The sequence below is a fragment of the Vibrio sp. 1F169 genome (assembly GCF_041439605.1).
Lineage (GTDB): Bacteria > Pseudomonadota > Gammaproteobacteria > Enterobacterales > Vibrionaceae > Vibrio > Vibrio tasmaniensis_A.
In genome coordinates, this window is record NZ_JBGOOI010000046.1 from 16,414 (window position 1) to 37,203 (window position 20,790).

Annotated in this window: 22 protein-coding genes; 19 read left to right on the forward strand and 3 right to left on the reverse strand. The window is 43.6% G+C overall.

Going from position 1 to position 20,790, the window contains the following annotated elements; genetic code table 11:
* Positions 1 to 86 precede the first annotated feature (86 nt).
* The 3 genes from ACED53_RS16140 to ACED53_RS16150 all read left to right on the forward strand — a co-directional run bounded on the left by ACED53_RS16140 (position 87) and on the right by ACED53_RS16150 (position 2,688).
* On the forward strand, positions 87 to 560 hold the full coding sequence (locus ACED53_RS16140; RefSeq protein WP_009845414.1) for an NYN domain-containing protein: 474 nt from the start codon (positions 87 to 89) through the stop codon (positions 558 to 560).
* Between the two features lie 80 nt (positions 561 to 640).
* Entirely contained in the window at positions 641 to 1,306 is a 666-nt protein-coding gene (locus tag ACED53_RS16145; protein WP_009845413.1) for a response regulator transcription factor, read from the forward strand.
* Positions 1,303 to 2,688: a sensor histidine kinase gene (locus ACED53_RS16150; protein WP_017099927.1), complete on the forward strand. Its 1,386-nt coding sequence runs from the start codon at positions 1,303 to 1,305 to the stop codon at positions 2,686 to 2,688. Before ACED53_RS16145 ends, ACED53_RS16150 begins: the two co-directional genes overlap by 4 nt.
* A gap of 201 nt (positions 2,689 to 2,889) precedes the next feature.
* Here the strand turns inward: ACED53_RS16150 and ACED53_RS16155 are convergent, their stop codons facing one another.
* A complete protein-coding gene (locus ACED53_RS16155; protein ID WP_009845411.1) occupies positions 2,890 to 4,194 on the reverse strand; it encodes a dicarboxylate/amino acid:cation symporter in 1,305 nt (434 codons plus the stop codon).
* A 559-nt stretch (positions 4,195 to 4,753) separates the two neighbouring features.
* On the opposite strand from ACED53_RS16155, the gene ACED53_RS16160 reads away from it, so the two are divergent.
* From ACED53_RS16160 to ACED53_RS16190, 7 genes are all read left to right on the forward strand, one after another.
* A complete protein-coding gene (locus ACED53_RS16160; RefSeq protein WP_017099925.1) occupies positions 4,754 to 6,883 on the forward strand; it encodes a TonB-dependent siderophore receptor in 2,130 nt (709 codons plus the stop codon).
* 178 nt (positions 6,884 to 7,061) lie between these two features.
* Entirely contained in the window at positions 7,062 to 7,829 is a 768-nt protein-coding gene (locus ACED53_RS16165) for a DUF3450 domain-containing protein (protein ID WP_009845409.1), read from the forward strand.
* On the forward strand, positions 7,829 to 9,205 hold the full coding sequence (locus ACED53_RS16170; protein ID WP_017099924.1) for a MotA/TolQ/ExbB proton channel family protein: 1,377 nt from the start codon (positions 7,829 to 7,831) through the stop codon (positions 9,203 to 9,205). The genes ACED53_RS16165 and ACED53_RS16170 overlap by 1 nt, the downstream gene beginning before the upstream one ends.
* Entirely contained in the window at positions 9,205 to 9,765 is a 561-nt protein-coding gene (locus ACED53_RS16175) for a MotA/TolQ/ExbB proton channel family protein (RefSeq protein WP_009845407.1), read from the forward strand. Before ACED53_RS16170 ends, ACED53_RS16175 begins: the two co-directional genes overlap by 1 nt.
* Positions 9,762 to 10,166 carry a biopolymer transporter ExbD gene (locus ACED53_RS16180; RefSeq protein WP_004731145.1) on the forward strand — a complete coding sequence of 135 codons (405 nt, stop codon included), beginning with the start codon at positions 9,762 to 9,764 and terminating at the stop codon, positions 10,164 to 10,166. The genes ACED53_RS16175 and ACED53_RS16180 overlap by 4 nt, the downstream gene beginning before the upstream one ends.
* 19 nt (positions 10,167 to 10,185) lie before the next feature.
* A complete protein-coding gene (locus ACED53_RS16185) occupies positions 10,186 to 10,806 on the forward strand; it encodes an energy transducer TonB (protein WP_009845405.1) in 621 nt (206 codons plus the stop codon).
* On the forward strand, positions 10,803 to 11,981 hold the full coding sequence (locus ACED53_RS16190) for a hypothetical protein (protein WP_017099923.1): 1,179 nt from the start codon (positions 10,803 to 10,805) through the stop codon (positions 11,979 to 11,981). The genes ACED53_RS16185 and ACED53_RS16190 overlap by 4 nt, the downstream gene beginning before the upstream one ends.
* Positions 11,982 to 12,141: 160 nt before the next feature.
* Here ACED53_RS16190 and ACED53_RS16195 read toward each other — a convergent pair whose 3' ends face one another.
* Positions 12,142 to 12,462, reverse strand: a complete 321-nt coding sequence (locus tag ACED53_RS16195) for a hypothetical protein (RefSeq protein WP_017099922.1) — start codon at positions 12,460 to 12,462, stop codon at positions 12,142 to 12,144.
* A 165-nt stretch (positions 12,463 to 12,627) separates the two neighbouring features.
* The gene (locus tag ACED53_RS16200; RefSeq protein WP_102257991.1) at positions 12,628 to 13,722 is read right to left on the reverse strand and encodes a hypothetical protein; all 1,095 of its coding nucleotides are present in this window, start codon (positions 13,720 to 13,722) and stop codon (positions 12,628 to 12,630) included.
* 178 nt (positions 13,723 to 13,900) lie between these two features.
* On the opposite strand from ACED53_RS16200, the gene ACED53_RS16205 reads away from it, so the two are divergent.
* From ACED53_RS16205 to ACED53_RS16245, 9 genes are all read left to right on the forward strand, one after another.
* A complete protein-coding gene (locus ACED53_RS16205) occupies positions 13,901 to 14,530 on the forward strand; it encodes a PepSY-associated TM helix domain-containing protein (protein ID WP_017099919.1) in 630 nt (209 codons plus the stop codon).
* Positions 14,531 to 14,600: 70 nt separating this feature from the next.
* Positions 14,601 to 15,119, forward strand: a complete 519-nt coding sequence (locus ACED53_RS16210) for a DUF2271 domain-containing protein (protein ID WP_017097634.1) — start codon at positions 14,601 to 14,603, stop codon at positions 15,117 to 15,119.
* Positions 15,120 to 15,204: 85 nt separating this feature from the next.
* Complete coding sequence (locus tag ACED53_RS16215) at positions 15,205 to 16,041, forward strand: DUF4198 domain-containing protein (RefSeq protein ID WP_029225370.1); 837 nt, start codon at positions 15,205 to 15,207, stop codon at positions 16,039 to 16,041.
* A 113-nt stretch (positions 16,042 to 16,154) separates the two neighbouring features.
* The gene (locus ACED53_RS16220) at positions 16,155 to 16,490 is read left to right on the forward strand and encodes a hypothetical protein (protein ID WP_017102109.1); all 336 of its coding nucleotides are present in this window, start codon (positions 16,155 to 16,157) and stop codon (positions 16,488 to 16,490) included.
* Entirely contained in the window at positions 16,487 to 17,083 is a 597-nt protein-coding gene (locus tag ACED53_RS16225) for a DUF6162 family protein (RefSeq protein ID WP_017099916.1), read from the forward strand. The genes ACED53_RS16220 and ACED53_RS16225 overlap by 4 nt, the downstream gene beginning before the upstream one ends.
* A 124-nt stretch (positions 17,084 to 17,207) precedes the next feature.
* Positions 17,208 to 18,143 (forward strand): metal ABC transporter solute-binding protein, Zn/Mn family, encoded by a 936-nt coding sequence (locus tag ACED53_RS16230; protein ID WP_029225369.1) that lies wholly within the window; start codon positions 17,208 to 17,210, stop codon positions 18,141 to 18,143.
* Complete coding sequence (locus tag ACED53_RS16235) at positions 18,143 to 18,877, forward strand: metal ABC transporter ATP-binding protein (RefSeq protein WP_017097630.1); 735 nt, start codon at positions 18,143 to 18,145, stop codon at positions 18,875 to 18,877. Before ACED53_RS16230 ends, ACED53_RS16235 begins: the two co-directional genes overlap by 1 nt.
* On the forward strand, positions 18,877 to 19,752 hold the full coding sequence (locus tag ACED53_RS16240; RefSeq protein WP_012600593.1) for a metal ABC transporter permease: 876 nt from the start codon (positions 18,877 to 18,879) through the stop codon (positions 19,750 to 19,752). Before ACED53_RS16235 ends, ACED53_RS16240 begins: the two co-directional genes overlap by 1 nt.
* Before the next feature lie 2 nt (positions 19,753 to 19,754).
* Complete coding sequence (locus tag ACED53_RS16245; RefSeq protein WP_017099914.1) at positions 19,755 to 20,678, forward strand: ABC transporter substrate-binding protein; 924 nt, start codon at positions 19,755 to 19,757, stop codon at positions 20,676 to 20,678.
* The last annotated feature ends 112 nt before the right edge of the window (positions 20,679 to 20,790 follow it).

Here is a 20,790-nt window from a genome sequence, read left to right on the forward strand (position 1 = left end):
AATGAGTTCATTTTTATTAAAGAAAGCGACTCGCATTTTAGAAGTGAATAGAATAGGGTATACGGAAAATCTAAAGGTATGAATTTATGGAAAACATAGCAATTTTGGTCGACGTTCAGAACGTTTACTATACAACACGCGATAAATACCGTTCTAACTTCGACTATAACCAGTTTTGGTATGTTGCCACGGAAGGACGTAACGTTGTCGAAGCCAATGCTTACGCAATCTCAAGCCAAGATCCTAAACAGCGCCAATTCCACCATATCCTTCGTGGTGTTGGTTTTAATGTGAAGCTAAAACCGTTTATTCAGCGTCGTGATGGTAGCGCCAAAGGGGATTGGGATGTCGGTATCGCGTTAGACGCGATAGAGCTTGCGGAGACGGTTGATACGATTGTTTTGGTATCGGGTGATGGCGATTTTGAAATCTTGGTAGAGCGAATCAAAGAGCGTTTTGGAAAGCCTGTTGAAGTGTATGGCGTTCCTGGGTTAACAGCTCAAAATCTTATCGATTCTGCCTCAAAATTTGTACCGATTGAAAAAGATTTTCTTCTATAGAGGAAATCACGCACTTTATAATTGAAATCAATAATAACGATAATTAGAATGCAAACAGTTCTTATTTATCGGTGTGTGAAATGTCTCGTGTTTTAGTTGTTGATGATGATATTCAGTTGTGTGAGTTACTGGGTGAAGTGTTGGAAAATGAAGGGTATCACGTTGATACCGTTCATTGCGGTGAATCAGCTCTAGAGTTTATTCAATCAAATCCTGTTGATTTAGTCTTACTCGATGTGATGCTCCCCAATTTAAGTGGTATTCAAGTCGCAAGACGTATTTGTCAGCGTTTTGCTACTCCTATCCTTATGCTAACTGCGCTTAATGATGATGCCTCCATGCTAGATGGCTATCAAGCCGGGGCAGATCAATACATCGCTAAGCCTTTCAATGTTCCTGAGCTTTTGACCCGGATTAAGGTGATCTTACGCCGAGTTGGGTTTGAGCGACAAAGACAATCAATGGCTTCATCTAATCAAGGTTTGTGCGAGCAACTTACCCGTTTACCTTTAACGGGCACTGAAAAAGAGTTGCTCGATTATCTGATCAAAAATAATGGCATCGTTGTATCAAAATCTGACTTGCAAATACATGTCTTGAAGAAAGAGCTGTGCCCCTTCGACCGTAATCTAGATATGCATATCAGCAACATACGTCGAAAATTGGTGCAGGCTGGCTTATCAAAGCAACATATTAAAACTGTGCGCGGTCAAGGCTACAGCTACCTAGAGTCGGTAGGAGTATGAGTAACTGGTTTTTACGGTGCCCTGATTTCGTTATCAAGCGTAAGGATGGCTTAACGTTTCAGCTGTTCAGTTGCCTGACCGTGATTTTAGTCAGTATCCTCATCCTTCAAGGTGTCGCAGAACGAGCGCTGATGAAAGCCTTGTTGAAGGTACCTGAACCTGTCAAAGCTGAAATGTTGGATTTGGCTTATCAAGCTAATGTACTGATCGAAGAAGGGGACATGGATGAGCTTGCCGACTGGGGCAATGCCCAACGTTATTATTTATTCATTATCGATGAAAACAACCGACCTATTACCCACCGACACATGCATCCGCATTTTGAATTTAAGTTGAAGTACCTGCGTACATTAGACCATCAACTCAGTGATCGTGTGAGTAAGCCTATCTTCGGCTTGCCACTTGATAACGGCAATACACTCGTGATCCAACTGCCAGGCCAGTTTCATCCAGCAAAATCCTTTGCACCGTATTCCTACGCGCTGAAAGCTGTGATTGCTTTGATCGTGTTATCGCTGTTTTCCATTATTATGGCGAAAAGTCTGCAGCAGCCACTCGATCGTTTAAGGGAGGCCAGTCGAAGGCTCGCACAAGGAGATTTTTCAGTGAGTGTTGTGTCTGAGTTGGATTCAACTACACGTGAATTCAATGAGCTTGCCAATGATTTTGACCATATGACCTTTGAGATTAAGTCTCTGGCTGAAAAGCAGCGTCGTTTGATTCGTGATGTATCACATGAGTTGAGGACACCGTTAGCAAGGCAGAATCTCGCATTACATTTACTACGTAGTAAGGTCGATGAAAAAAGTATGGGTTTACTCGAACGGATGGAAAGCGAAACGGAAGAGATGAATAAGCTGGTGGGTGAAATTCTTGAGTTCAGCCGGCTAGAAACCTCTCGTTATGATTCTAAGTTAACTCCAATGCATCTTGAGCAGTATTGCTCAATGCTCATTGTACAGATGCAAAATGACTTGAAACCTAATCAAACGTTGACTGGTGATTTGGAAACTGCAACATCAATGGTTAATGTTGACGAGAGGCTACTTTTGAGGGTGATCAGTAACCTTGTAGGAAATGCGATCAAATACGCAGGGGGCAATGCGGATATTGTCGTCAAGACCTATGGGCAGGTCAATGATAAGCGTTACAGTGTCATTTATGTGGAGGATGATGGTGAAGGTATCCCAGATAACAAGATTGCAGATATCTTTGACCCGTTTACCCGCATCGAGTCAGCCAGAGATAAACAGTCTGGTGGTTACGGTCTTGGACTCGCGATCGTTAAGGAAGCCATGGGAGTGATGAATGGGCATGTTACCGCTGAGAACAGAGAAGGTGGGGGACTTAGAGTGAACCTTATGTTTCCTATCGTAGATTAAGCGTTAGGCTCGGCACTCAACGCTCAGCCCCTGTAACGAGAAGATAGATGAGAGTTGAATCGTTTCGGCTCAAAGAGAACCCAATAAAAAACGCCACTGCAGATGCAGTGGTGTTTTTGTTTATACGCTTTTCATTGATCAGCTAAGGCATAGCCATTAATTACGCCTTAGCTTGGAGATAAGAGCGACAGAGAAGCTAGATTATGCCTGTTGGCGTGCTAGCTTAACTTCTTCTTCTTTCTCACCAGCTGCCGGGTCATTGAAGCGAGACTCATCAAGAGAACCTTCAGACTTAGCAACGATGATAGTTACGGCACTATCACCTGTGATGTTTACAGCGGTACGAATCATATCAAGAAGGCGGTCAACACCCATGATTAGAGCAATACCTTCAAGCGGTAGACCAACTTGGTTCAATACCATCGCTAGCATAACAAGACCAACACCAGGAACACCTGCGGTACCAACAGACGCCAATGTCGCTGTTAGGATAACCATTAGGTAATCACCCATAGTCAGGTCGATGTTGTAAGCTTGTGCAATAAACGCAGTTGCAACACCTTGCATGATAGCTGTGCCATCCATGTTCACTGTTGCACCTAGTGGTACGGTGAATGAAGCGACTTTGTTGTCTACGCCCATGCGGTTTTTAGCCGTTTCCATTGTTACTGGAATCGTTGCGTTCGAAGAGGCAGTTGAAAACGCAAACATGATTGCATCTTCCATCTTACGTAAGAACGTAATCGGACTTAGGCCTGTGAATCCTTTAAGCATCGCGCTGTAGGTAACCAAACCGTGTAGAAGTAGGGTACCCGCAAGCACTAAGAAGTATTCTGCTAGGTTCCAAATTGCGCTTAAACCAAGGCCAGAGAACAGCTTCGCCATTAAGAAGAATACGCCGTAAGGCGCAAGGTTCATTAGTAGCGCAACTAGCTTCATGATCACTTCGTTTAGATCAGAGAAAACCGCAGCGATACGCTCACCTGGTTTACCCGCTGCACTGATTGCAATACCAAACAACACAGCAAATACGATAACTTGTAGCGTTTTGCCCTCAGCCATCGCCTGAATAGGGTTGGTCGGGAACATGTCGATGATGACTTGGCCCAAAGAAGGAGCATCAGCTGATTTGAAAGAGCTCGCAGCCGTAAGATCCGCACCCGCTCCAGGTTGGAACAAATTACCGATAGTCAGTGCTAGAGTGATAGCTACAGCAGTTGTACCGATATAAAGTGCAAGTGTTTTGCCCCCCATACGGCCAAGAGTTGATAAGTCTTTAAGAGAGCTTGTACCGCACACGAGTGAAACGAAGACGAGTGGTACAACAAGCATTTTTAAACTGGCGACAAAGATCTGTCCGCCTACTTCAAAGAGTCCGTTAACGATGTAGTTGTTAACAAATCCGCTGTCTGCAAAAAGGGATTGAATGGCAAATCCCGTTAATATACCTACGACCATACCGAGGATAACTCGGCCAGTCAGAGACATAGGTTTCTTGGTATTCATTTAGAACACTCCTTATTATTTATAACTTTGATACCTTTCCAAAGTGAGCAGGAGATTAGCAGTCGGTTGATTAAATCGAAAAACAAAAAATGAGTTTGGAATTACAGATGTGATCATAATCACTGATAATTGTTCAAATAAAACAAAATAAAACAAAATAATTCACCAGTCCTTTACATTTATCGAGTGTTTTATACAAAAAATCGTCGTTCTGAAGGTAATAAATAAGATAAGAGGATTTTGTTATAGATGTTTGCTTATTACATTGACTGCGCAAATGGCGGTGTTTCAAAAAGTTTGGCGCAGAGAGCCGATTTTTAATTCAAGTGCTCGTTAAATGACTGTATTGAATTGGTTTCTTTTAACTGCAGGTTAACGACTCGTCAGCTCGTCTTTACAAAACTTTACGAATGCAAAGAATGTAAATTTAATGCAAATAGTAATAGTTATCACTTATATTCCCCATCGAAATAATTCAGTGGTACCGGAAACGGTCTAACGGACACATCGAATAAATAACAAAGTGTTCGTCTAAAAGAATAAAAGTGGAGAAAAGGACATGTTTTCAAAAAAGCCATTGGCTTTAGTGATCGGCGCAGTATTAGCTTCACCAGCAGTATTGGCAGAAGCAGTAAAAACTGACGAGCATATGGTTGTTGAAGGTCGTGATTACGGTTATAAAGCCGACACGAATACAACAGCAATGCGCATGGAGGCGACTCAATTAGAGACTCCAGGACAAGTTACGATTATCAGTGAGCAAATCATTGATGAGCAACGCGCAAGCACGCTTGGCGAAGTATTAAAAAATGATGCGTCAATTTCAGCGGGTTCTAAATCAACAAACCGTGAGCGCTTCAACCTACGTGGTTTCTCTCTAGGAAGCAGTTCTGGTTACTTGCGCGATGGCGTTCAACACTGGTCTCATTACCGTCAACCGGTAGAACTACTAGAACGTGTTGAAGTACTAAAAGGTCCTGCAGGTTTGTTCTACGGTAAATCAGCACCTGGTGGCCTTGTTAACATGGTTGCTAAGAAGCCTACGTATGAAACTCAAGTTAGCGTAAGCCAAGACATTGGTTCTGACAGCTACACACGTACTACCGCTGATGTAAGCGGTTCATTGAACGATGATCAAACTCTACGTGCTCGTTTTATTGTTTCACAAGAAAACCAAGACTCTTACCGCACACGTTTTGACGGCACAGATGTAGAGACTGACCGCTTTGTTGGTGGCCTATTTGTTGATTACGATATCAACGAAGATGTGATGCTATCTGCGCATTACGACCGTACTCAAGAGTTAGGTGATCTAGATAACGGCTCAAAGATTGATACGAAAACAGGTAAAGCGATTACCCCAAATACGGTTAATGACCAACGCTTCGCACAAACAGACAACGACGTAGCAAACTACGGTGTGGCTGTTACAGCAAACTTGAGCGATACATGGGCAGTTAAATCGGGTATCAGTCGTCAGTTTTACGAACGTCGCCGTACTGAATCAGATAACGTTATTGATTCAAAGAAAGACAGAAAAACCAAGAAAACACTAGGTTATGGTTACAAAGTATCAGACCGTCATGATGAGTGGACGTTTGATACGGCTTACGTGGATTTTACTGGTGATGTTGATGCATTTGGTGTGAATCACCGTCTGTTGGTGGGTGCAAATGGGTTGCACTACGATTACAAGCGCCTGTACGTATCAGACTACGCTTGTTTTAACGCTTCAGAAGCAGACACAATGAAAGAGTGTGGCAAAGGCTTTGATATGCCTGCAGACATTCACTATAACAACGATGATTCAGTATCACACTCGAAGAGCCAACACTACGGTCTATATCTTCAAGATTTAGTGACGTTCAATGAGCAGTGGCAAGCACTTGCTGGTGTTCGTTTCGCTTACGATGATACGACGAGCAGTTCTGATAAAGAAGAGAGTTACAATAACATCCTACCTAAGTTCGGTGCGATTTACTCTCCGGCGCCAAACGGTTCTATTTACGCGGTTTACTCTGAAAGTTTTGAACCTGTAAGTGAGATTTCTGATAAAGATGATGTGAACTTCGGCCAGTCTCAAGATGCGAAGAAAGGTACACTTTATGAGCTAGGCTCAAAGTGGGAACTGTTTGATGAGCGTTTATTCGTATCAGGAGCAGTATTCCAGATCACACAAACGAACATGCAAGTTACAGAAGACCTTCCTGCATCTCATGCAAAAGATACTCGTACTACACAGGTGGGTGAGCAAGTTCACACTGGTGTGGAGCTAGCTGCGACGGGCTACGTGACGGATGCGTTCTCTGTAAGTGCATCAACAATGTTCTTAGATGCTGAATATAAGAATGACCCTGCTCTTAATGGTAAAACACCAGCAGACGTTCCTGAATTTACTGCAAGCATCTGGTCTACTTACGCATTCAACAACGGTACTGATGTAAACCTAGGTGTGTATCACGTAGGTGAGCGTTACACTGAAAGTGCTAACACGTTTAAGAAAGACGCTTACACTCGTGTAGATGCTGGTGTTGCACATACGATTAAGTACGATGAAAACTTAGACTTTGTTGCACGCTTTAATGTAGAGAACTTATTCGATACAGATTACCTAGAAGGCGGCAGCACTCGCGGCGTTGTTGTTGGCGAAGGTCGTAACTACATGGCTACGTTACAGGTAAAATACTAATTTGTTAGTAGGGTACTATTGGTAGCTTAAATATTAAGGGGAAGGTTTCGACTTTCCCCTTTCTTGATTCTGCTATTTAGTAAAAATACCCCTAGCAATGCGAGTGGTTTTTAATGATAATGAGACTGCTTATCAATAAAACTCATTTGTTCTTCTTCTAAAGTAAATGACTACAATTATGAATCTTTTAAAAACTAGCCTAGCACTTGCCATCAGTTTGGTTGCAACGTCATCGATGGCAAACAGCTTGGATCAAGCTCAATCAATTCAAAACAAGACCAATAACGCGTCGGCTTCGAGCCAAAAGGTTATTGATAAAAGCTCACAAGCAACATTATTGCTGCAAGCTGAGGTTGAGCGTCTGCAAGAAGAAGTGAAAAATTTAGAAATCTATCACGATCATCTTGCCGCATTGGTTAAGAGCCAAGATCAAGAAGCGCTGAGTATTGAAGGGCAGATCGACGAAATCAAACTCACACGTCAAGGTGTTGTGCCTTTAATGTACAAGATGATCGATGGTCTCCAGGAAGTTATTGAAAGCGATCTACCTTTCAAGACAAATAGCCGTCTGCGTCGCGTTGAAAAGCTGAAAGCGATGATGACTCGTGCTGATGTCAGTGATGCTGAAAAATATCGCCGTATTTTAGAGGCGTACCAAATTGAAGTGGATTACGGTATTAAGCTAAGTTCTTATTCAAGCCGTGTCGAGTTAAGTCAAGATAAAGTGCTTGAAGTTGATATTTTGCATCTTGGCCGCATTTCACTGGTCGCTCGTAACTTAAATGGTACCCAATATTGGTCTTGGGACCAAAATAGCGATCAATGGCAAGAGTTGGATTCTTCGATGAAATCTGAGTTGGACAAAGCGTACGATATTGCTAATAAGCAAGCGTCTCCAAGCTTAATTACTTTACCTGTTTCTTTAACTGTTGCGGAGGTTAAGTAATGAACTTAAAGCCATTAGCAGCATTGCTTTGCATTACGTCAATTTCATTTTCTGCTTTCTCTGCATCAGACACGACAGCTCAGCTTGTTAACAAAGCAAAATCAGAGAGTCGCACGCAAGCGTCTCATAACGTAATTCGTGAAGCTGACTTTAAAAAGACAGAACAACAACTCAGAGCGATCAAAGCACAGCTTGAAGCTAAACGTAGCTCTATTCAAGGTGCGACCGATGTTCTGACTCAGACATTCAGTGATAACGAAAACAAGCTTGCTCGTTTAGAAGAGAAACTGCGTTTAGAAACAGGTAGCTTAGGTGAGTTGTTTGGCGTTGTAAGACAAAATGCAAAAGACCTTGAACATGAGCTTACGGATACAGTAACTAACGTAGATCGCGCAGCGTATACAGAAACTGTTTATCAAATCGTGGACGCAAAATCATTACCGTCAATGCCCCAGTTAACAGGTCTTTGGTTGAGCATGATGGAGCAAATTCAAGCAAGTTCAGAGATAAGCAAGTCGACAGTTTCACTAGTTAATAGTGAAGGGGTCACTGAAAAGGCAGAAGCTTATCGACTGGGTTCTATTGGCTTAGTTGCTGAGTCAGGTTACGTATGGTGGGATGCTAGACATCAAGATGCAATAGTTTACTTGAAGCAGCCTTCACAAGGTCCAACACTGGCGTCGCTTTCTACTTTAGCTAATGGCGAAGTGTCTAACGTGGTCGTCGATCCTTCTCGTGGATTCATGCTAGAACAATTAGCTTTGGAACCAAGCCTAGCTGATCGTCTGCAAGTCGGTGGCCTAGTAGGTAAAGTTATTCTTGGCTTGTTGGCAATTGGCTTAATCATCGCATTGGTTCGTGGTATTTCTTTGGCTATCGCTCGTCAGAAGATTCGCGCTCAACTTAAAAAACCTGAACAAGCGGGAGACAACCCTCTGGGTCGTGTTCTTGCGGTTTACAGCAAAGAGAAAAATCAAACAGTAGAAGCATTAGAACTGCGACTTTTAGAAGCGGTAGTGGATGAACAAACTCACCTAGAGAAAGGTTTATCAATGCTGAAGCTTCTAGCTGCTCTAGCACCAATGCTTGGCTTGCTAGGTACCGTAACCGGCATGATAGAAACATTCCAAGTGATCACACAGTTTGGTAATGGTGACCCTAAAGTAATGGCGGGCGGCATTTCGATGGCACTTGTTACAACGGTACTTGGCCTTGTTGCTGCAATGCCACTGTTATTGGCACACAACATTCTGAGTACTCAGTCAGAGAACATTCGTAATATTTTGGAGAAACAGGGCATTGGCCTTGTTGCTGAGCAGGCAGAGAAGTCTATTGAACCAAGCGCTGTTGTTTCACAAGTTGGGACTGCCGCGTAATGGATATTTTGTCGGGTTCTCTATTACCAGCGAGTTGGTTAACGAGTAACTGGCTGCTGTCTTTATCAAACTTTATGGATCAGGGCGGTTTCGTCCTGTGGTGGCTAGCGGCTGTCGTCCTCGTTTTTTGGGTACTTGTGGTAGAACGTGTGCTTTATCTCGCGTTCTATTTTCCAAAGCAACGCCAAGCTTGGATTACAAAGTGGCATGAAAGAGAAGATCACTCTTCTTGGCATGCTAAAGCCATTCGTGAAGGTTGGTTGGGGCAAGCGAGTATCTTGCTTAACCAAAACTTGAACTTTATTAAGCTGTTAGTTGCTATTTGTCCGATGTTGGGTTTGCTCGGTACCGTAACCGGTATGATCTCCGTTTTTGATGTCATGGCGACTCAAGGAAGCAGTGATCCTAAATTGATGGCCTCAGGTATCTCGTTGGCAACTTTACCAACGATGGCGGGTATGGTTGCTGCATTAGCGGGCATGTTTGTTCATGCTCGTTTAGCGAAAGTCTGTAACCGCTTAGAATTGAAATTAGAAAAATCTTTAAGGAGTCAACGATGAGACTCGGTCGACGTCATTCTAAAAACGAAGAGGCTCAAATAGACCTTACTTCGATGCTTGATATCGTATTCATCATGCTTATTTTCTTCATTGTGACGAGTTCATTTGTTCGTGAATCTGGTGTTGAAGTCAATCGCCCGCAAGCTTCAAATGTAGTGAGCCAAAAAGATGCAGGTATCTTTGTCGCGATTACTTCTGCGAATGACATTTTCATAGATAAACGTGTTGTGGATGTTGAACGTGTTCAAGCGACGTTAGAACACTTGTTGCTAGAACAACCTGATGCTTCTTTGGTTATTCAGGCGGACGAGCATGCTTATAACGGTACGGTTGTTAAAGTGATGGACGCTGCCAAAGGTGCGGGTGTTAAAAATATTGCGCTTGCAGCTGAAAAGCGATGATCTTGGAGGATCTTAATCAATGATTCGCCTATTTCTTGCATTACCTTTAGCGGGAGCGTTGGGTTTAGCACTATTTTCTTTCATGGCTTGGATGGTCGATAATGGACACCAACGTTCGCCAGACAACAGTGAGACGTTAAGTTTCAACATGGTGATGGTTGAACAAGAACAAGAAGTACAGAGAAGACAACGTGCAGTCCCGGAACAACCCGAAATGCCAGAGCCGCCACCGCAAGCGCAAACGTCTCAGTCGCAAGCTGAAGTAACGCCTCTGAATTCAATGTCTTCACTGTCTTCACTGGATTTGAATACTTCAATTGAAGGCCTAGCGATTAACGCTCCAACATTTTCTGATTTTGGGTCAAATCAACAGGTAATGCCGCTTTATCGAGTTGAACCTCGATATCCAGCAAAAGCGCTAAAGCGTGGCGCAGAAGGGTATGTCATTTTGTCTTTTACAATCGATGAAACAGGACGTTCTGTTGATATTCAAGTTACGGATGCAAATCCACGTCGTATGTTTGAACGTGAAGCGATAAGAGCACTTAAAAAATGGAAGTATCAACCTAAAGTCGTCGATGGAAAAGCGGTAGCGCAGGTTGGTCAAACCGTGAAACTAGAGTTTAAGTTGGCAAAATGATGAAACAGATATGGATATTAGTGGGCTTGTTGATAATGCCCCTTACAGTACCGGCAAAAGAGCTTACCCAATACACCGTTATTCGTGTTCAAAAGGCGAATAAACTTGCTCAAGAGGAGCAGGTTAAACAGGCGATTGAGGTTTTGGCTAGTTTGGAGTTATCTAAAGGCTATGACAAGGCCTATGTCGCTCGCATGCTTGGTGTGTTTTACTGGCAAGATGGTAAAACAGAGACGGCAATCAAGCAGCTTACTTATGCAGTGGATAGTGGCTTATTGGTCGATGAGCAAGCTTGGGTAACGAAACGTATGTTAGCTGATTTGCTGCTTAGCGAGCAGCATTTTAAAGCGGCATTACCACACTATTATGAGCTCGTTAAAACAGCACCGGAAACTGAAAAGAAAGACACGCTATGGATGCGAATTGCTCAAGCTGAATACCAAATCGAAAACTGGACGAAAGTACTGGCGGCTATAGGTAATCATAACAAGTTTAATTCAAAACCACAGTTGTCGCCTCTCTCGTTAAAGCTGGGTGCTCAACTACAGTTAAAACAATGGAAGCAATCAATTCCTACGTTAGAAAGTTTAGTTGAACTTCAACCCGAAAAAGACAACTGGTGGCGTCAACTGGTCGGGATTCAGTTAAGGCTAGAGCGTAGCCGAGATGCGTTGAATACCTTAGCGCTTGCTGAGCTACAAGGTGTTGAACTGAATAATTCAGACCGTCGGCTACTTGCTCAACTGTACGCGAAACGAGGCATCCCTGAGCGCGCTGCGCAAGAAATTAGCAAGTTAGATGACGCAAACAGCGATGTTCAACTTCTGGCTGAGCAAGCAACCTACTGGCAGTTAGCGAAAGAGTGGGACAATGCTATTGAAGTGTGGACGTTAGCGTCGAATATGAACACTCGATACCATTGGAATGTTGCTCAATTATTGGTTCAGCAAGGTTACTACAAGCGAGCTCTGGTTGTTTTAGACAAAGTGAAAGACAAGAACAAGCAAGCTGACGTTGCATTAGCGAAAGTACGTTCATGGTATAAGTTGAAGAACTTAGATAATGCTCTCGCTCAAGCTAAGCGCGCGAACAACATTGAACCGTCTCCTGAGGCTAAAGGTTGGATTAAATACCTGACTCAGCTTAGAACGGTAAGCGAAAGTGGAAACGCCTAATCACATATAGTTAGAAGCTAGAAAACAGAGTCCCAAATAAGACAGTGAAAGGGTGTCATTTGAATGTTCAAATGACACCCTTTTTTGTACATTGAATAAAATTGAGCCTTAGTGCTTCATTAGGCCTTGCTGTTTGATCGAGGTATGAGCAAAGGCAAAGTTAAGGGCTACACATATCGCCACTGTGTGATCCCGCAATGATCACTCCGCTTTGGTCTACAATCCAGTTAATGGTGCAGTCACGATAGGGGTTTTTGAAAGAATGTTGTATTTCACCATTCTCGAGTGAGGTTTGAGTTTCCACCCAAGCAAATGTGCGTGACTCCCAAAATGTAACGGCTTGAGAGTGGGGCGTTAAATACAACGTTTGAGCATCGGCAATATTGGAACCGATGTAACTCTCGACATGTTCGTCAGTACTAACAATCTGGCTAGTACAAGCGCTGATAAAAATCATAGCAATGGGAATATAGATACGCATTAAAAATCCTTTTTAGTGAGTATGATTATTCATATATCTAAATATACAACAGCGTTATTTAAATTTGTAAACACGCCATAGCAGTATCTCTATCTTAGCCATGCTTAATACCAACCTTTGTCTGAAAACGTGACATACCGACGAACAGGAGTGGATATGCTTGAGTTATCTCAGTGAAGAGTATTTTATTGCGTCCTTTTCAAATTGAGCGACTTTAGAGCCTACTGATTTTAGTGCTCGTTGATATGCATCAACATCATGCCCGACAACAGATAATGCAGCGTCGTAAGGCGACATTGCTTTTTCCAGTTGTTCTATTTTGTAACCAAGTTGGTCTAAAAGATAAATGACAGAGGCGCCACTGTTATAAAAAACGTAGAATCCAAAGTGCCACTTTACGTCTTTTTTATTTTTTAGATTCAAGCTAAAACTTCTTCCTTTATCGAAGCTCAAGCTATTGTTTTTATATACTTTTCTGGCTGTTAAGACGGTGATGTATTCTGCCGAGCCTTCTATGCGTTCTTGTGCTAGGGCCATGTTCTCAACCAACGATGTATTGTCGTTAAGCATTTGTCGTTGCCTAATTGCCACATATTGTTTCAACAGCTCACGAGCTTCCACCTTAGTCAATTTTCTAGGTAGTCCATCAAACAGCTCGGTGAGTATTAACTCGTCTTGGATAATGCTTTTGGTTGTAGGGTAATTGTCAACGTCCTGTCGCCAATTGCTTTTGTTCGCCCAAGAGGTTTGATAGATGTGGAATACCTCATGAGGCGCAAATAAAAGGTCATTGGTAAATGGGTGTTGATTGTTAGCGACTGCATCCGTGTATTTTTGTGCGTAGTATTTGTGACCATCAATAAGTAAGTCGAAGGTGTACAGGTTATTTGAACCGTTGTTTATCTTAGTTACGGCACTATGCATTTCCTTTTTGTATTCATAGATTTTCATACCACCAGATTCTGCTGAACTGATCTTGGTCGCACTTTTTAGAACTGACTGAGGATTAATAATGAATGCATTTATAGGCTCATCTTTAGCATTGACACGAATCAGGTAGTGGGGTCTTTTGGCGTAATTATATCCATCCCAGTAATTCAATTTCATGTACGCTCCGATCTGCTTGATCATCGCTTTGTCAGCCACATTTTCAACGCTAGCAACGGCCGTCGGTGTCGTGGATTTAGGTGAACTCGAGCTTGAATTTGAATTACAAGCAGACAGTAGAAGAATGGTTACCCCTAGCAATAAACTTTTCATGATGACCCTTATCTAAGCAAATGTTGCTTAATACATTAACGGTATTCTTAGGAGCGTTCTGTAATAACTTGTAACTCGGCCACTTACATTATGGATAACGTAAATAATGTAAATTGAATGCCAATACGAATGATTATCAACTAAATTGTCGCCATAAAATCTATAGGTATTGGTTTGTATGTCGTTAAAAAGTAGGGCGGTTCAATCATGGGCTCGTCGACTTCATGTTTATATTTCAATGGCACTGTTGTTTGTTGTTCTCTTCTTTTCAGTGACAGGTATTACCCTTAATCGCCCTGAGCTGTTCGAATCAAGCCAACCCAATATCCAACGCTCTACGCTAACGCTTCCAACCAGTTTGTTCACGGTCCAAGACGGTCGACTGAAAGCCGACGAGTCTGCTTTTGAAACGTTTTTATTTGAAGAAGCAAACCTATCTGGCGTTCCTTCGGGGTTAGACATCTACGCAGAGATTGAAGACGGTGAGTTACTCATCGGTGAAGTGTCTATGGACTTCAAAGGACCTGGCTACAACGCTTCTGTGTTTGTTGATGTGACTTCTGAAATGGTGGAAGTCGAAACAACGAATTATGGCGTTATTGCATTGTTGAATGACCTACACAAAGGGCGTAATAGCGGTGAAGTGTGGAAGTGGTTTATCGATATCACTGCGCTGCTGATGATCTTCTTTGTACTGACTGGCGTGTGCTTACTGTTACCTAAGAAAAAAACACTCAATACCTCTATTAAATGGACGGTATTTGGGTCTGCAATTTCACTTGCTATCTATTTTGTCGCCGTACCGTAACCCGCGATCCGATCCATGAGGCGGTGTGAAGGTGAATTAAAGGCGCAACGGATTTGAAAGGTTGTTAAACATGAAAAAAATGAATTGGAGCAAATCGCTCCTTGCTTTGTCTCTTTTACCAAGCTTAGGCATGGCTGAGGTGCTTCCTGACACAGCAAAGCTCGATGTGCATTTCGAGTTACCAAGAATTGAGGCTTCTCCATACAAGCGCCCTTACGTTGCGATATGGGTAGAGAACAGTGAAAGAAAGTCAGTGAAAACGATCGAGCTTTGGGTCGGCCAAGATGAATGGCTTAAAGATTTACGAAGTTGGTGGCGAAAAGTCGGACGTTACGACCGCGAACTCGTTGATGCGGTGACTTCCGCAACACGTCCTGTTGGTCAATATCGTTTTGCTTGGGATGGCAAAAATGATGCCGGTCAATCGTTAGAGCAAGGTGAATACACGGTTCATATTGAAGTTGTACGTGAACATGGTGGCCGAAACTATCTTCGCCAAAAAGTAGCACTCACTGACAAAAATGCTTCTTACCAATTAGAACCAACGGAAGAGACCGGTCAGATTACGCTCAACTATATCGTTAAGTAGTAGATAAAGAAGCGATAAATAATGGTAGCCATCGTAGACGCTCATAGAGCGACACGGTTAAAGATTACAAATAATGGAATTGAACATGATGAAACAGACAAAAATAAAGGCGCTTGCTCTTGCAGGTGTAATGGCGTTCGGTCTAGCAGCAACGACGACAGCACAAGCCCACCCACGCTGGATTTTGCCATCACACTTTACCGTATCGAAAGAAGGCGGTGATTGGCTAACGTTCGACGTGACTGCGTCTCACGGTACGTTTGTTTTTGATAAGCCTGCAGGCAGCGAAAATGCACATGTCATCATGCCTGATGGCCGTAGCGAGCGTCCAAACTTTGTTGTTCGCGGTAAACGTCGTTCAATCTTCGATTTCTACTTCGAAGAAGAAGGTACACACAAAGTTGCGATTAACAACCAGCCATCTTACTACACACAGTACAAAGCGGGCCGTCGTGACACTGTGAAATGGATCAAAGCAAACAAAGCGGAACGTGACTCTGTACTTCCTGAAAAATCACGTGACGTGGTAACACAAATCAGCTTCACTCGTGCTGAAAGCTACATCACAGTAGGTAAGCCAACGGATTCAGTATTCAAAATTGAAGGGAAGCTTCTTGAAATGAAGCCGGTTACACACCCTTCAGACATCGTTGAAGGCGAACCGGTGACATTCCAATTCTTCTACAACGGTGAAATCCAGAAAGACGTGAAAGCAGAAATTACTCGTGAAGGTACGCTTTACCGCAATCACCAAGAGCAGATTGATGTAGTGAGTGATGAAAACGGTGAAATCACGTTTACTCCAGACGTAGCGGGTCGTTACGTAATGAAAGCGAACTACAAAGGTGAGTTGGTTGACAATCCACTGGCAGACAAAGCAAGTACGAATGTGCACCTGACGTTCGAAGCATTGCTTCAATAGTCGGTTTGTCGGGAGAAAGCTCCTGATTATTAGATAAAAAGACAAGGGCTCATTAGAGCCCTTTAACGGTCAGTATACCACTGAAAATTTGTAACGTGGCGAGGGTACGAACGATGAAAATAACAATAAGAGCAAACACCATAATTGCTCCGTGCTTAGCTCTGGGGCTTGGTTTAGCGGCATTACCTGCGCAAGCACACTTTCCATTGATGAGCTGTTGGTTTGAAGGCAAAACGGTTGCCTGTGAGGCAGGTTACTCTGATGGTAGTAAAGCGATAGATTACGCAGTCGCGATGTACGACTATGAAGACAACTTGATAGCGAAAGAGATGACGGATAAACGCTCTATTGTCGAATTTCCAAACCCAAATTCTGAGTTTTACCTCGTGTTTGATTCAGGTCACGAGTTTCCTGTTGAAGTCGACGTTGTAGAGATCAAAGAAAAATGATGATTCAAAGTGTACGCGCTGACACAGGCGGAAGAGAGGGCAAGTGGGTTGGCCTAATCATTATATTCATCCTTTGTTTTGCGACGGTTGCTATTCCGTTTAATCAAGCAGAATCTCATATCGAAGTGACCCTTGATCACCAAGTCTTAGTGAGTGATGTTGAGCAAGAAAACTTGGCGATGCTGTCAGAACTCCGTTTGGCTCATGAAGAGATTCGAGATCTTCGCATGGACTTAGACGGCGAATGGCCAAGCGTTGTGTCGCTGAAAGACGAATGGGTCGCGCCTTTTGTTGAAGACCAGAGTTGGAAGCGCAAAGGTTCTCATACTTGGTTATTGGACGAGCGTGGTTATTACTTCTCTACGCCAAGTGAATACGCTACACCAAGCGAACAAGCTACGCCAAACACTCATGGCTTCGCGGACTCGTTTATTTTAAACGCGAACAGTGTTTCTCCGGAAATCTGGATTTTCTTTGGTGGTGTCGCAAGCCAACCTACTCAATTTGATGAAAACACATTGGAATCCGCAGGCTGGAAACTGGTGGTGAACGAGTCAGAAGTATCTGAACAACATGACGCTGCTTCTCATTAAGCAATGTTTCAAACTTTAGGTTCTCATCAGCAATATGTTCAAAAAGAAGATGTTCACAAAATCAAAAAGCTTACGGACTAATCAGCTCATTGACCATAAGTTCACAAATAATAAGAGGTTTACTATGCGATTCATGACTCTATTGATGTCGTTAATGGCGGTGTTATCGACACCCAATGCATTGGCAAAAGAATACACAGTCGACAGCGATAAGTTGACGATAGGTATTACCCTACAGCCTTACTATAGCTACGTAAAAGCAGTGGTAGGTGACAAAGTGAACATCCTTCCTTTGGTTGATGCTGGCTTTAACCCGCATAACTACTTACCACAACCAAATGACTTGAAGCGATTGAGCCAGATGGATGCAATCGTGGTAAACGGTATTGGCCACGATGACTTCGCACTAAAAGTCATTTCAGCTGCGCAACGTGATGATTTAATGGTCATCGAAGCGAACAAAGAAGTACCTCTACTTCCTGCATTAGGCCAGCCTGTTGGCCAAGGCGCAGTGAACCCACATACGTTTGTTGGACTTTCTACAACAATCCAAAAGGTGTACACCATCGCGAGTGAAGTTTCTAAGCTCGACCCAGACAACGCGGCGTTTTATCGCAAGAACGCGCGTAAGTACGCCAAGCAATTTCGTTTTATGAAGCGTGATGCGATGTTGTCATTAGGTGAACTCGATACTTCAGGCATGAAAGTGGCGACCACGCACAATGCTTATGGGTACATTCTGCAAGAGTTTGGGGTGGATGTTGCGGCGGTGATTGAGCCGGCACACGGTGTTGAACCAAGTGCGAGCCAACTGCAAGATACGATCGAGAAAATCCGCGCATCAGGCATTGATGTTCTGTTCTACGAGCTAAACATGCCAAACCGCTTTGTTGACACGATTGAAGCAGAAACAGGCGTTCAGCTTTACCGTTTCTCTCACATGACGCACGGTGAGTATCAAGACGATAAGGTAGAAGTTGAGATGAAGAAGAACTTAGAAACGTTAATCGAAGCCATGAAATTTGCTGCGGCTAACCAGGCTAAAAGTGGGAAGGCGTAATGCAAGGTCCATCGATTTCAATCAACCAACTCGGTCTGCAATACGACAACAACGTGATTCTTGATGATATCACGCTAGATCTTAAAGCGGGTGAGTGCCATGTGATCATGGGGCCAAACGGCGGTGGCAAAACCTCTTTGCTACGTTCAGTTCTTGGTTTGACGCCTTTCTCTGGTCAAATCAACATTCATTGGCCAGAAAAGCCAAGCATTGGTTACGTTCCTCAGAAAGCGACCTTCGAATCGAGTTTACCTCTGACGGTAATGGACTTTGTACTACTCAACCAAACTCGAATTCCGCTATTTTGGCGTCGTAAGTCTAAGCAATTGGATCTTGCATTAGCGCAACTCGACCGTGTGGGTATGGCGACTCGTAGCGACCGCCGTATGGGGCAGCTATCGGGTGGTGAGCAGCAACGCGTGTTGTTTGCACAAGCATTACTGGATAACCCAAGTTTATTGGTGTTGGACGAACCCACTACCGGCATGGATGAACAAGGCGTTCGTTATTTAGAATCGCTAGTTCGTGAATGCGTTGATGAAGGCCGTACGATTCTTGCCGTTCACCATGATGTAACCGCAGTGCGTCGCCTTGAAGCGAATGTACATGTTGTGAATCGATTCTTGGTGGATAGTGGTCCACATGAACAAGTACTACACCCTACTAAAATCGAGAGTCTGTTTCAGCACTATAGCAGTGGATCTGCCATCCCCAAATCGAAGGAGGTTGCGTAATGGAGTGGTTACGACAACTTGCCATTAGTGGCGTTGAAGCGGGTTGGTTATCAGACAGCTTCATGTATGCGTTTATGGTGAATGCACTGGTTGCCGCATTGTTACTTGGCCCGTTATTAGGTGGCCTTGGTACTTTGGTGATTGCTAAACGCTTGGCATTCTTCTCTGAAGCGGTAGGTCACGCAGCATTAACCGGTATTGCCATTGGTGTTTTGCTTGGTGAGCCACCAGAAAACCCAATTATTGGCTTGTTTAGCTTCTGTATGATCTTCGCTTTGCTTCTTCACTTTGTAAGAAACAGAACCAATGTGCCATACGATACCTTAGTCGGTGTTTTTCTAGCGCTAGCATTGGCAGTAGGTGCGGCATTGCTGATGTACGTGGCGCGTAAGATCAATATCCACATGCTTGAGAACGTGTTATTTGGCTCGATTCTCACGGTAACAGACCAAGATTTAGCAATTCTCGCAGGCAGCTGCGCGCTCATCATTTTGCTCTTGATACCGACGTTCAACCGTATTCTTCTCACTTGTATTAGCCCGGATATTGCCAAGGTGCGCGGCTATAACACCAGCTTCTATGACTACCTGTTTGTGATGATGATTACTTTGGTGACGATTGCTGCGGTGAAGATCGTGGGTGCTGTTTTGGTTGGTGCGTTATTATTGATTCCGGGTGCTACGGCGCGATTGTTGACTAAACGCATGGGGAGCTTTGTTTTGCTTTCTGCGTTGCTGGCAACCATTGCATGTTTAGTCGGAACGGTATTACCGATGGAACTTAAACTGCCTGTGCCGTCAGGCGCTTCAATAATCATCGTTTCTGCAACGTTTTTCCTAGCGGCAACGCTATACCGAATTATAAGAAAGGCATAACCATGACTCCTTTGATGAATCGTATTTCAAGCTCAGTAAAAACAGCGGCTCAAGTGGGTGTACTTGGTAGTGTGTTAATGGCTGGATCTGTGGTGTCACTGAACGCTAATGCAGAAGATATCTTAACGAGCACACCTGTGACTTATGCATTGGCAACAGAGCTAACCAAAGGCACTGACATTACCACTGAATACCTACCACCAAAACGTTACGGCATTGATCGCTTACCTAACTGGTTTGGCACTAAGGGTGAAAGCAAGGTGCTTAAGTCAGGAGAGAAGGCGACCGTTGCATTAACACTGTCATCTATTTGGCAAGCGGATCCTACATTTGTATACGCAAGGCAGGGTAACATCCGTTTGGTAGAGGTGGATGCGGCTCAAGCGATTACTCCACGAGCACAAGGTGTCGCTGCGTTGACGTTATCGAGTGGTGATGTGTCTAAGTATGCTTGGTTAAATCCAACCAACCTAACGCGCATGGCCGCCATCGTGGCTGACGACTTTAAGTTGTTGTGGCCAGCGCACGCAGAGACGATTGATAGCAACCTACAACGTGTGATGTTGGATGTGCGTGAACTGATTAACAAGCAACAAGCGGTATTATTGGATAACGACGTAGATTCAGTATTGTTACTTTCAGAAAGCTTGGAAGATTTTGCTTCTGGTAGCCAACTGTTTGTTGAAGCACGTATGTTCAAAGCTGAACTGGAATGGACAGAACAAGACAAGGCCAAACTCAAAGCGATGTTTTCTGAAGATGACGCGCTATGGTTAGTGACAGCGAAAAAGCCTACGACTTTGATTAAGTCGCTGGTGCCTAATGAGCGAATTCTTGTAGTTGACTCGGTAGACCGCTGGGGAAGAGCAGGGATTAATGCAAAAGTGCCGTTCGCACGTTGGGAAGTTAAACCATTCAAAGGTTAATTGAATAGCTAAGTCGCTAGGTTAATACGGTAGGATCAAAAAAGCAGCCCAAATAGAGGCTAATGCCGATCAGTTAAAGCCAAAGTGATCGGTTGAAGGATCCTTCCGAGCT

Coding starts and splice junctions, on each gene's coding strand:
- ACED53_RS16215 (WP_029225370.1), top strand. CDS start 15,205: ATGATGAAACAGACAAAAATAAAGGCGCTTGCTCTTGCAGGTGTAATG.
- ACED53_RS16155 (WP_009845411.1), bottom strand. CDS start 4,194: ATGAATACCAAGAAACCTATGTCTCTGACTGGCCGAGTTATCCTCGGT.
- ACED53_RS16145 (WP_009845413.1), top strand. CDS start 641: ATGTCTCGTGTTTTAGTTGTTGATGATGATATTCAGTTGTGTGAGTTA.
- ACED53_RS16160 (WP_017099925.1), top strand. CDS start 4,754: ATGTTTTCAAAAAAGCCATTGGCTTTAGTGATCGGCGCAGTATTAGCT.
- ACED53_RS16165 (WP_009845409.1), top strand. CDS start 7,062: ATGAATCTTTTAAAAACTAGCCTAGCACTTGCCATCAGTTTGGTTGCA.
- ACED53_RS16185 (WP_009845405.1), top strand. CDS start 10,186: ATGATTCGCCTATTTCTTGCATTACCTTTAGCGGGAGCGTTGGGTTTA.
- ACED53_RS16200 (WP_102257991.1), bottom strand. CDS start 13,722: ATGAAAAGTTTATTGCTAGGGGTAACCATTCTTCTACTGTCTGCTTGT.
- ACED53_RS16235 (WP_017097630.1), top strand. CDS start 18,143: ATGCAAGGTCCATCGATTTCAATCAACCAACTCGGTCTGCAATACGAC.
- ACED53_RS16225 (WP_017099916.1), top strand. CDS start 16,487: ATGATGATTCAAAGTGTACGCGCTGACACAGGCGGAAGAGAGGGCAAG.
- ACED53_RS16170 (WP_017099924.1), top strand. CDS start 7,829: ATGAACTTAAAGCCATTAGCAGCATTGCTTTGCATTACGTCAATTTCA.
- ACED53_RS16140 (WP_009845414.1), top strand. CDS start 87: ATGGAAAACATAGCAATTTTGGTCGACGTTCAGAACGTTTACTATACA.
- ACED53_RS16150 (WP_017099927.1), top strand. CDS start 1,303: ATGAGTAACTGGTTTTTACGGTGCCCTGATTTCGTTATCAAGCGTAAG.
- ACED53_RS16195 (WP_017099922.1), bottom strand. CDS start 12,462: ATGCGTATCTATATTCCCATTGCTATGATTTTTATCAGCGCTTGTACT.
- ACED53_RS16245 (WP_017099914.1), top strand. CDS start 19,755: ATGACTCCTTTGATGAATCGTATTTCAAGCTCAGTAAAAACAGCGGCT.
- ACED53_RS16210 (WP_017097634.1), top strand. CDS start 14,601: ATGAAAAAAATGAATTGGAGCAAATCGCTCCTTGCTTTGTCTCTTTTA.
- ACED53_RS16230 (WP_029225369.1), top strand. CDS start 17,208: ATGCGATTCATGACTCTATTGATGTCGTTAATGGCGGTGTTATCGACA.
- ACED53_RS16190 (WP_017099923.1), top strand. CDS start 10,803: ATGATGAAACAGATATGGATATTAGTGGGCTTGTTGATAATGCCCCTT.
- ACED53_RS16220 (WP_017102109.1), top strand. CDS start 16,155: ATGAAAATAACAATAAGAGCAAACACCATAATTGCTCCGTGCTTAGCT.
- ACED53_RS16180 (WP_004731145.1), top strand. CDS start 9,762: ATGAGACTCGGTCGACGTCATTCTAAAAACGAAGAGGCTCAAATAGAC.
- ACED53_RS16240 (WP_012600593.1), top strand. CDS start 18,877: ATGGAGTGGTTACGACAACTTGCCATTAGTGGCGTTGAAGCGGGTTGG.
- ACED53_RS16175 (WP_009845407.1), top strand. CDS start 9,205: ATGGATATTTTGTCGGGTTCTCTATTACCAGCGAGTTGGTTAACGAGT.
- ACED53_RS16205 (WP_017099919.1), top strand. CDS start 13,901: ATGTCGTTAAAAAGTAGGGCGGTTCAATCATGGGCTCGTCGACTTCAT.